The organism is Amycolatopsis sp. SID8362 (assembly GCF_010550475.1).
Lineage (GTDB): Bacteria > Actinomycetota > Actinomycetes > Mycobacteriales > Pseudonocardiaceae > Amycolatopsis > Amycolatopsis eburnea.
Genome location: NZ_JAAGNB010001062.1, coordinates 1 through 10,342, shown reverse-complemented (window position 1 = coordinate 10,342; position 10,342 = coordinate 1). Strand labels below are relative to the sequence as shown.

The following is a 10,342-nucleotide window of genomic DNA, read 5'->3' as shown; positions in this document are numbered from 1 at the left end:
GGCGGCTCGCGCCGGTGGTCGGCGCGGCCCGGGCGGCGCTGCTGGCCGACCTCGAAACCGCGCGGCCGACCGCCGAGCTCGCCACCCGGACCGGGTACAGCCCGGCCACCGTCTCCTACCACCTGAGCGCGCTGCACCGTGCCGGGCTCGTCAGCAAGGTCCGGGACGGGCGGTACGTGCTGTACCGCCGGACCGCGCAGGCCGTCGTCCTCCTGGAAGGCGCGCTCAGCAGGTGACGTTCGGCGCGATCCAGTCGGCGTACTCGCCGGCCGAGCCGTCCCCGCCGTCGTCGACCGCGATGGCCAGCTGCTGCACCCCGGTGACCGGGAGCGTCAGCCGTTGCGGCTTCACGCCCGGCCGGACGATGCCGGTCGCGAACAGCTCGCGGCCGTCGCCCAGGACGCGGAACGCCACCGTGGCCTGCGGGCTCGAGACGTCGTCGATGCCGTACTGCACCGAGAACGACTTGCACGCGCCCCCGAGGTGCAGCCGGATCACCGACGGCGCGTGCACGCCGACGCCGCTGTTCGGCTGGTAGCCGACGCCGCCGATCGACATCGCGCGCCCGTTGGCGACGCTGCCGCGTTCCACCGGGCCGGACCCGCCGTTCTCCGAGTACAGCCACGGCCGCGTCGACAGGTACGTCGCCATGCCGGCCGGTGGCGCGGTCACCAGGGGCGTTTCGGCCGAACCGGCCGCGGTGCGCGTCCCGAGCACGTTCGTGTAGCCGCCGCTCGCGCCGACCAGCAGCTTCGCGGCCGGAGCCGCGGTCGGCCGGAGCGTGATCTCCCGCGTGACCGTGCTGCCCGGCGAGACGCGCGGGACGTCGACCTGCGCGTCCCCGTCGAGCTGCCACCCGGCAGGGACGGTGATCGTGTACCGCGCGTCGGTGATCGGGGTGTCGCCGTCGTTGGTCAGCGTGACCGTGCCGTCGACCGGCTGCCCCGCCAGGAACCCTTCCGGCAGCTGCACGCCCAGCGTCACCAGCGGATCGGCCGTTGCGGGCTGCCCCGGCCACACTCGGTAGAACACGCTGCTCAGCGCGGGCACGGACGCGCGCAGCGTGCCGGTGCTGGTCAGTTCGGTGCCGGCCCAGAGGTCGCGGACGCGGTAGGCGGGCGCCGCCGCGATGCCGGCTTCGGCGAGGTCGAACGGGATCGTCTGCGCGTACGAGCCGCGGTTGAGCAGCAGCACCGCGACCGAGCCGTCGGACATCGGCTTCTGCCAGACTTCGCCGTCGGACAGGTCGCGGACCTTGTACCCCGGCGTGCCGGACCAGTCCTGGTCGACCGCGATCACGTCCCGGTTGGCGATCGTGTCCAGCGGGAACGACTCGTTGGGGATGAGCGGCGCGTTCATCAGCGCCCACAGCGAGAACTGCGTCCGCCGCGGGGCGGGGTCGAGGTAGCTGAAGTTGAGGTAGCCGGGATCGCTCCAGCCGCCGGGACCGCTGAGCCCGGCGAGTGAAGGCTGCTTGTCCACCGCCTGCATCACGCTCGCGAGCGGCTCCGCGAGGTCGCTCGCGAGCTGCCAGGTGTGCGCGCCCGCGCCGGGTGCCCATTCCCACTGGTGGTAGTTGTTCGACATCGTGTCGATCATCGCGAGCAGGATCGGCCGCCCGCTGGCCTTGAGCGCGTCGCTCATCTTCTTGGCGGCCGCGGCGACGCCGTTCTCGCCGCCGCACGTGTCGTACGCGAGGTAGTCGACACCCCAGGCCGCGAACGTTTGCGCGTCCTGTTGCTCGTGGTCGCGCGAGCCGGGCATCGCGCCGCCGCACGTCTGCGCGCCGGTGCCGCTATACAGCCCGAACTTCAGGCCGCTGGCGTGCACGTACGCGATCAGCCCCGGCAGGTCCGGGTACTTCGCGGTGTCCGGGCGCAGCGCACCGTCGGCGCCGCGCGTCGGCTGCGCCCAGCACCCGGCGATGTTGACGTAGGTGTAGCCCGCGTCGCGCAGGCCGGTGCTGACCAGCATGTCGACGGCGGCGCGGACCTTGGCGTCGTCGATGCGCGGGCATTGGTTCCAGCCGCGGGACCACGAGATCCCCATCGGCGGCTTCGCGGCGAGCACGGGCTCGTCGGCCGCCGCGGGTGCGGCGACGGCGGTGGCGAGACCGAGGAGCGTGAGCAGCAGGACACCGAGTCTTCGCACGGTTTCCCTCCCCCAGGAGTGCGGACAAGAGCTCCAGGGTGCATCGGGGACGAACCGGGCAAGAGGGGATAAGTGCCGTCCCCGGCCGGGTGGCCGGGGACGCCGGGTGGTGCGTGATTTTCCCTTGCTCAGCAGGTGATCGCGGCGTCCGCCCAGTCGGCGTGGTCGTCGGTGTTGCCGTCGCCGGCGTCGGTCACGGCCAGCTCCAGCACCTGCACGCCGGCCAGCGGGACTTCGAGCGGCTGCGCCTGGTCGCCGGGGTGCATGACTCCGGTGGCGGCGAGCTCCTTGCCGTCACCGAGGACGCGGAACGCCACGCTGCCACCGGAGTTCTCGTCGTCCAGGCCGACGAGCGCGCGGACCGACGTGCAGGCCGCGCCGACGTAGACGCGCACGCTCGACGGGGCGTGCGCGCCGATCCCGTCGTCGTAGCCCACGCCGGCGATCGTGATCCGGTGCCCGTCGCCCGCCGCGCTCTCGCCGTTGCTGGTCCCGCGCTCGACCGGGCCCCAGCCGTTGTCCGACGACATCCACGCGGCCTTCGACAACGCCGTCGTCCCCGCGGCCGGGCGGGTGACCAGCGGTGAGCTGCCTTCGGCTGTAAGACTGCGCTGGCCGTACAGTGTAAGGTAGCTCGCCCGCGCGGTGAGCGTGACGCGCTCGCCCGCGGGCGCGACCGGGTCGAACGTGACGTCCTGCTGCCACGTCTTGCCGGGCGCCACGACCGGCACGGTGAACGCGCCGGGACCGCGAAGCTGCCAGCCCGCGGGGGCCGCGATGCTCGCGCGCACCTGCGTGATCGGCGTGCTGCCGTCGTTGGTGACCTTCAGCGTGGTGGTGAGCGGGCGGTCGGCGGGCACGTAGTCCGGGTTCGGCAGGGCCAGCGTCGTCAGCGGCGCGGCGGACGGCTTCTTCTCCGGCCAGACGCGGAAGGTGGCCGAGCCGTGGGCCGCGACGGCCGCCCGGACGGTGCCCGCGGTCTCGGTCTCGGTGCCGGTCCAGAGGTCGCGGACGCGGAAGCTGTGCCCCGCGAGGTTCAGCTCCTTCGCCGTCGTGGTCATCGCCGTGCTCGCGGAACCGCGGTTGAACAGCACGACCGCGGCCGAGCCGTCGGACATCGGCTTCGCCCAGACCTCGGTGTCGCCGTCGTCGCGGATCTTGTGGCCCTGCACGCCGGCCCAGTCCTGGTCCAGCGCGATGACTTCCTTGTTCTCCAGGATCTTCTTCGTGGCCGGGGTCATCGCGGGCAGGTCGTTGCCGGCCAGCAGGGGCGCGTTCAGCAGCGCCCACAACGAGAAGTGCGCGCGGTACTCGGTGTCGGTCATGCCGCCGTTGCCGACTTCGAGCATGTCCGGGTCGTTCCAGCCGCCGGGCCCGCTGTACTTCTCGAGGCCGACCTGCTGGTCGAGGATGCCGGTCAGGCTGCCCCAGTTGTCGCTGATGTCGCCGGTGGTGCGCCACAGTTGCGCGCCGGCGTCGCGGCCCCAGGTCCACGGGTCGTTCTCGCCCCACTCGCAGAGCGCGTAGACCATCGGGCGGCCGGTCTTCTTGATCGCGTCGCCCATCTTCGTGTAGCGCTCGATCGCCGGGCGGCCCTGGTTGTTGCAGTTGTCGTACTTGAGGTAGTCGACGCCCCAGTCGGCGAACGACTGCGCGTCGGCCTCCTCGTGGTCGAGGGCGCCGGGCATGGTCTTCTGGCAGGTCAGCGTGCCCGCGCTGGTGTAGATGCCGAGCTTGAGGCCCTTGTCGTGGACGTAGTCGGCGAGCGCCTTGATGCCGTGCGGAAAGCGTTCGTGGTTGGGTTCGAGCTTGCCCTCGGCCGTGCGGTTCTGTTCGGCCCAGCAGTCGTCGATGTTGACGTACTGGTAGCCCGCGTCCTTCATGCCGGTCGACACCAGCGCGTCGGCGGCGCCGCGGATCAGGTTCTCGTCGATCTCGCAGCCGAACTTGTTCCAGCTGTTCCAGCCCATCGGCGGGCGGTCGCCGACGCGCTGGGCGGCGAAGTACTGGGGTTCGGCGGCGGCGGGGGTGGCCGGGACGACCGTGACCACCGTGGTGCAGGCGGCTATCGCGGCCGCCATTCCAACAAGACGACGCATAAGTCTCTCCAGGAGTGCGCAACTCTGCACAAACTCACTCAGCAATCAACAGGACGGGAGTGACTGTCGTCTACGTCCGTTAGTAGGTAATCCATTTCCCGGGGCGCGCGAGGTAGAAAGGGGGCTGGCCGCCCAGCTCGACGAGGAGCCGCTGATGCCCGAAGGATTCCGCCCGCTCGACGGGATCAAGGTCGTCGACCTGTCCCGCATCCTGGCCGGCCCGTACTGCACCCAGTACCTCGGCGAGATGGGCGCGGACGTGGTCAAGGTCGAGCCCCCGGGCCACGGCGACGACACCCGCGGCTGGGGCCCGCCGTTCGTCGGCGGCGAAGCCGTCTACTACCTGGCGGCGAACCGGAACAAGCGCGGGATCGTCCTCGACCTCAAGAGCGACCGCGGCCGCGAGGCGCTGCGCCGGCTCGTCGCCGATGCCGACGTGCTCGTCGAGAACTTCCGGCCGGGCACGCTGGAAAAGTGGGGGATCGGCTACTCGTCGCTGGCCGAGCTGAACCCGCGGCTGATCCACGTGTCGATCACCGGGTTCGGGCAGACCGGGCCGTACCGCGACCGCGCGGGCTACGACCTGGTCGCGCAGGCCCTCGGCGGCGTGATGTCCCTGACCGGCGAGCCCGACGGCGCGCCGGCGAAGGTCGGGCTGCCGGTGGCGGACCTGAACGCGGGGACGTGGGCGATCATCGCCGTGCTGATGGCGCTGCAGGCGCGGCACACCACCGGCCGCGGGCAGTACCTCGACGTGTCCCTTTTGGACAGTCAGCTGGCGTGGCACGTCTACGCGGCGGGCGCGCACTTCTACGACACGCCCCGCCCGCAGCGCATGGGCTCGGCGCACCCGAGCATCGTCCCGTACCAGGCCTACCACGCGGCCGACGGCTGGCTGATCATCGCGGTCGGCAGCGAGAAGCTGTGGCACGCGTTCTGCGGGGTGCTGGACCTGGACATCGCCGCGGACCCGCGGTTTTCCTCGAACGCTTCGCGGGCCGCGCACCGGGATGAGTTGAACGCGCTGCTGGAGCCGGTGCTGCTGACGCGCACGGTGGCGGAGTGGTCGAAGTCCTTCGACGCGGCGGGTATCCCGGCGGCGCCGATCAACGAGATCGACGACGTGTACGCGGACCCGTGGACGGCGGCGCGCGACCAGGTGGTGCGGCTGCCGCACCCGACGGTGGGGACGTACGTGGGGACGGGGTTCCCGGTGAAGGCGTCCGACACCCCGGCGCGGGCTTCGTCGGCGCCGCCGACGTTGGGGCAGCACACGGCGGAGGTGCTGGCGGAGCTGGGGTACTCGGCGGAGGAGATCGCGGAGTTCGTGGACTGACCGGCCAGTCCCGGGGCGCGAACTGTGCACGATGGAGTGTTCGCGCTCGCCCCTTCGCCCTGGTAGGGATGGGGGCAGGACTGAGGAGGACCGATGTCAGCACAGCACGCCCTGTGGCACCCGTTCGCCGACATGGGCGCGGTCGACGGCGACCGGATGGTCATCACGCGCGGCGAGGGCTCGTACGTCTGGGACGACGCCGGGCGGCGGTACTTCGACGCGACCGCGTCGCTCTGGTACGCGAACTTCGGGCACGGGCGCCCGGAAATCACCGATGCCGTCGCGAAGCAGCTGCGGACGCTCGACTCGTACAACCTGTTCGGCTACAACGCCAACGAGCCGGCCATCGAGCTGGCCGACCGCGTCGCCGCGCTGGCGCCGGAGCCCGGGTCGAAGGTGTTCTTCGGCTCGGGTGGCGGTGACGTCATCGACACGGCCGTGAAGCTCGCGCGGGCGTACTTCGCGCACACCGGGCGGCCGGAGAAGGTGCACGTGATCGGGCGGGCGCAGGGGTACCACGGCACGCACGGCTTCGGCACCGCGGTCGGCGGCATCCCGGCCAACGCGGCGGGCTTCGGTCCGCAGCCGCCGGACTTCTCGCACGTCCCGTACGACAGCGCGGCGGCGCTGGAGGCGGAGATCGAGCGCGTCGGTGCCTCGCGCGTGGCGGCGTTCTTCTGCGAGCCGGTGATCGGCGCGGGCGGCGTGCTGCTGCCGCCGGATGGGTACATCGAAGAGGTCGCGGCGATCTGCCGCCGCCACGACGTGCTGTTCGTCGCGGACTGCGTGATCGCCGCCTGGGGCCGGCTCGGCACGTGGTTCGGCATCGACCGCTGGGCCGTGCGGCCGGACATGATCACGACGGCGAAGGGCATCACCGGCGGCACGATCCCGCTGGGCGCGCTGATCGTGGCCCCTCGGGTCGCGGAACCGTTCTTCACCGGCGCGCCGGGAGCCCCGATCTTCCGCCACGGCGCGACGTACGCGGGCCACCCGGTGGCGTGCGCGGCCGGGCTGGCGACCCTCGACATCTACGAGCGCGACGGCCTGATCCCGCGCGGGCGCGAACTCGAGAAGCCGTTGGCCGACGCGGTTTCGGGCGTGAGCGGGCACCCGCTGGTGGCGGAAGTCCGCGCGGGTCTCGGCTTCCTGGCGGCCGTCGAGCTGACGGCGGAGGTCATGGACGCCGACCCGGGCGCGCCGGTGAAGCTGCAGCGCGCCTGCCGGGACGAGGGTGTGATCGTGCGGAACCTCGGGCGCGGGGTCGCGGTGTCGCCGCCGTTGATCGCGGCCGAGCCGGAGCTGGACCTGCTGGCGGCGGCGCTGCCGAAGGCCTTGGACCGCTTGGCCGCCCAGCGCTGAGGTCGCGGCCGGCGGCGACCCCCGGGTTCGCCGCCGGCTCCGCACCTCACGAAACGCAGAACTCGTTCCCCTCCGGATCCGCCACGGTCACCCAGCTGTGCGGCCCCTGCCGCCCCCGGTGCAGGTACGTCGCCCCGCGGGCCGTCAGCTTCTCCAGCGTCGCCTCGACGTTGTCCGCGCCCACCCAGACGTCGATGTGGAGCCGGTTCTTCCCCGTCTTCCCCTCCGGAACCTCCTGGAACAGGATCCGCCGCGGCGGCCCGTCCGGTGGCGAGTCCGGGTGCCGGATCGCCGCGCCGCTCTTCCAGACCAGCGATCCCCGGTACGTCCGGGTTTCCTCCTCCTTCGCGTACCCCTTCGCGATCATCTCGCGGATGAAGCCTTCGTCCGTCGGTTCCACGGACCAGCCGAGCGTCTCGGCCCACCAGTCGGCCTGCACGTGCGGGTCGGCCGAATCCACCACTACCTGGAAGTCATGCGCCATACCGGCACGTTAACGACCGAGTCCGACATTTTCCGGAGCGCCGGGTCCTCGGGGACGACCGTGAAGCGCCACTTGTCCACGCCGCCGCCCATGATTTCGGCGTACCGGCGGGCGCCGTCGGCGTTGGCGAAGCGGACCTGCTGGCCGTTCGTCAGGTGGGTGATCTTGACCGCCACAACAACCTCCCGAAGTCTGTGGGCCGGCCCGCGGAGCTTCCCCCTCCGGGACCGGCCCGCACAGTAGAACACATGTTCGACCATGCGCGCCAGTGCATCCCCCGGGTAGGGGAGAAATCGCCAAAAGTCCAGGTCAGAGCGGTCGGATCATCGCGACACGCGGCCAGGCGTCCAGGCCGCGCGCCGCCTCGGCGCCGCGGATCGCGCGCAGTCCGGCGCCGATTTCACCGTCCGGGAGGACCCGGAACCGGAGCCGCTCGTAGTACGGCGCGTTCCACGGGACGGCGGCGAACGTCGTGAGCGTCAGCGCCGCGAGACCGCGGGCGAGGGCCCACTCGGCGAGCGCCTCGATCAGCGCGCGGCCCAGCCCGCGCCCGGCGTGGCTGGGGCGGACCGAGACCTGCTCGATGTGCGCGTGCCCGTCGACGACCTCCGCGACGAGGTAGGCGACCGGCCGGTCGTCCTCGTCGACGCTCACCCACGCGCGGCCGTCGGACTGGTACACCGCCAGTTCCGCGACCGACCCGGGGTCGTCGTCGGCGATCGCCGTCATGCCGATGTCGCGGAAGAGGCTGCCCGCCTCGCGTTCGATGTCGATCAACGCGGGCAGGTCGTCGGGGCGCGCGAGCCGGATCACCCCGCCATTCCTACGGGCTCGCGCGGGATTCTCACAGCGAATAAGACGAGATCGTCCGCTGGATCCGGGTCGCGTACCCCTGGAGCGCGGTGATCGCGTTCTGCCGGGCCGCTTCGGTGATCCGCGCGGCCGGCCCGGCCAGGCTGAGCACCGTCGGCCGCCGTCCGTAGGCGTGCACCGGGACCGAACACGCCCAGACGCCTTCGTCGATTTCCCCCGAGCTGACCGAATACCGGTTCTCCAGCGCGTGCTTCAGCTCGTCGCGAACGGCGGTACCGCGCTGCTCGACGATCGACGGCAGCCGCCGGTCGCGTTCCATCTCCGGCAGCAGGGCGAGCAGCATCTTGCCGGACGCCCCGAGCCCGAGCGGCATCGAATGCCCCGGCTCGAACGTGAACCGCATGGCGCGGTCGCACTCGACGCGGTCCGCGCACACGGCGGCGTCGCCGAACTGCTGGAACAGCATCACCGTTTCGCCCAGCTCCCGCGCGGCCTCCTCCATCGACGGCCGCGCCAGCCGGACGAGGTCGTTCGCCAGCTGCGCGGCCCGCGCCAGCGGCATCACCTGGCTGGTCAGGTGGTAGTGCCCGGCGCGGCCTTCTTCGAGCAACTGCAGCTCCTTGAGCAGCGCCACGTAGCGGTAGGTCGTCGCGACCGGGGTGCCGATCGTCGCGGCCAGTTCGGCGACGCTGGCCTCCCAGCGCCTTTCGGAAAAGGCGAGCAGCAGCTGCAGGACCTTGCGGGAACTGCTGGCACCGGGGGTGCGGCGCGGCGCGGAGGTGGCGGGACCGTCGACGGCACTGACGGCAGGCGTCATCATGACCTCTCGGTGAGACAAAAACGACCTTCGCTATCACACGGGGTGAATAAATTAGCACGTTGTGTTAAACGAAAGCCAGCATTCCCACCGTTCGGGGAAACCGCAGTCACTGAGTAATGAACTCGCCCGGTTTCGTCACCACGGGTGACTCGACGTAGAGGCCGCGGTACTCGTCCTGGATCCCGGAGTTGTGCACCTGCAGCGCGAGCGGGCCGACCCGGCCGGCGGTCCGATCGGTGAACCGCAGGACCTCGATCCCCTTGCACGTCAGGGCCGTTCCGGTGAGCGGACAGCAGGCCATCCGCGCGACGCCGGTGGCCTGGTCCCCGATCAGTTCGCACTGCGCCCACTTCTTGACGTCGATGGCCGGGTGGGGCAGCTGCTGGAACAGCCGGCCGCCGCCGTTGTTGTGGCCCGGCCGGTAGTCCCAGTGACCGCCGTTGGGCGGCTGGAACTGGATGGCGCTCAGCGCGTCGCGGACCGGATCGGTGGTTCCCCAGATCAGCACCGTCGGTTTGTGGTTGCCCTTGACCTGCCGGACATTGAATATCCACCGAAACGTGCCGACCTGCTGTTTGTTGTAGTACAACCAGCCGCGCGCGGTGCCATTCCCGTGGATGACGCCGTTCTTCGCCGACCACAGGCCCGGTTTGGACGAAGTCCACGCGCCGAGGTCCGTGCCGTCGAACATCGAGACCAGATCGGGGTCGCCGTAGGGGTTTTCCGCGGCGGCCGCGACCGGCGCGGCCACCGAAGCCACGACGATCGTCGCGGCCAGCACACCGAAGAGTTTCCGGAACATCCTGCCGTCCTCTCGTAGCGCGAATCGAGGGTTCGGACGGCGGATTTCACGCTACGAGCCGCGCCGGCGAGCCGTCAACCGCGGTCCCGGTCACCGGTGAGGAACGGCGTCAGCAGCCCCGGGACGGCCTGGTCGGCCAGCGCCAGCCCGTCGGCCTCCCCGACGTCGAGCACCACGTACTTGCCCTTGCCCGCGGCGACCGGCGCGATCACCGTGACGAGCCCGGCGCGGCGCTGGAAGTACGAGCGTTCGACGACGATCCCGGTCATCCCGTCGCGGCGGACCGCCGCCGTGCCGCGGTCCAGCGAGCCCGAACGCGTCACCAGGTAGCGGCCGGTGAGCGCGTGCCCGAGGCCGCGGTAGCGGTCCCACCCGACGAGCGCGGCGAACGGCAGCAGCACGAGCGCGGCCTGCCACGGCCAGTCCGGCAGCGCGCCGAGCCACGCGAGGCCGTACAGCGCCGCGGCGAGCAGCA

General features: G+C 71.5%; 11 protein-coding genes. 3 read left to right on the top strand and 8 right to left on the bottom strand.

Annotation, left to right across the window (positions count from 1 at the left end; translation table 11 throughout):
• On the top strand, positions 1-236 hold a 236-nt coding region (locus G3I65_RS33415; protein ID WP_160699637.1), incomplete at its 5' end, for a helix-turn-helix transcriptional regulator.
• Here the strand turns inward: G3I65_RS33415 and G3I65_RS33410 are convergent.
• Together G3I65_RS33410 and G3I65_RS33405 are read right to left on the bottom strand one after the other, a co-directional pair.
• The gene (locus G3I65_RS33410; protein WP_160699636.1) at positions 226-2,151 is read right to left on the bottom strand and encodes an NPCBM/NEW2 domain-containing protein; all 1,926 of its coding nucleotides are present in this window, start codon (positions 2,149-2,151) and stop codon (positions 226-228) included. The genes G3I65_RS33415 and G3I65_RS33410 overlap by 11 nt on opposite strands.
• A 128-nt stretch (positions 2,152-2,279) precedes the next feature.
• The gene (locus tag G3I65_RS33405; RefSeq protein ID WP_160699635.1) at positions 2,280-4,232 is read right to left on the bottom strand and encodes an NPCBM/NEW2 domain-containing protein; all 1,953 of its coding nucleotides are present in this window, start codon (positions 4,230-4,232) and stop codon (positions 2,280-2,282) included.
• Positions 4,233-4,404: 172 nt separating this feature from the next.
• Here G3I65_RS33405 and G3I65_RS33400 point away from each other — a divergent pair, with 172 nt between their 5' ends.
• Together G3I65_RS33400 and G3I65_RS33395 are read left to right on the top strand one after the other, a co-directional pair.
• The gene (locus G3I65_RS33400) at positions 4,405-5,586 is read left to right on the top strand and encodes a CaiB/BaiF CoA-transferase family protein (RefSeq protein ID WP_160699634.1); all 1,182 of its coding nucleotides are present in this window, start codon (positions 4,405-4,407) and stop codon (positions 5,584-5,586) included.
• 93 nt (positions 5,587-5,679) lie between these two features.
• Positions 5,680-6,948 carry an aspartate aminotransferase family protein gene (locus G3I65_RS33395; RefSeq protein ID WP_160699633.1) on the top strand — a complete coding sequence of 423 codons (1,269 nt, stop codon included), beginning with the start codon at positions 5,680-5,682 and terminating at the stop codon, positions 6,946-6,948.
• 46 nt (positions 6,949-6,994) lie between these two features.
• Here G3I65_RS33395 and G3I65_RS33390 read toward each other — a convergent pair whose 3' ends face one another.
• From G3I65_RS33390 to G3I65_RS33365, 6 genes are all read right to left on the bottom strand, one after another.
• Entirely contained in the window at positions 6,995-7,432 is a 438-nt protein-coding gene (locus tag G3I65_RS33390) for a VOC family protein (protein ID WP_166640901.1), read from the bottom strand.
• Entirely contained in the window at positions 7,411-7,608 is a 198-nt protein-coding gene (locus G3I65_RS33385; RefSeq protein ID WP_072476601.1) for a hypothetical protein, read from the bottom strand. Before G3I65_RS33385 ends, G3I65_RS33390 begins: the two co-directional genes overlap by 22 nt.
• Before the next feature lie 133 nt (positions 7,609-7,741).
• Complete coding sequence (locus G3I65_RS33380; RefSeq protein ID WP_309235863.1) at positions 7,742-8,245, bottom strand: GNAT family N-acetyltransferase; 504 nt, start codon at positions 8,243-8,245, stop codon at positions 7,742-7,744.
• A gap of 31 nt (positions 8,246-8,276) precedes the next feature.
• Positions 8,277-9,062, bottom strand: a complete 786-nt coding sequence (locus G3I65_RS33375) for an IclR family transcriptional regulator (RefSeq protein ID WP_160699639.1) — start codon at positions 9,060-9,062, stop codon at positions 8,277-8,279.
• A gap of 109 nt (positions 9,063-9,171) precedes the next feature.
• Positions 9,172-9,867 carry a family 16 glycoside hydrolase gene (locus tag G3I65_RS33370; RefSeq protein ID WP_160699632.1) on the bottom strand — a complete coding sequence of 232 codons (696 nt, stop codon included), beginning with the start codon at positions 9,865-9,867 and terminating at the stop codon, positions 9,172-9,174.
• A gap of 74 nt (positions 9,868-9,941) precedes the next feature.
• Positions 9,942-10,342: PH domain-containing protein (locus G3I65_RS33365; RefSeq protein ID WP_160699631.1), on the bottom strand; the 401-nt coding region annotated here is incomplete at its 5' end.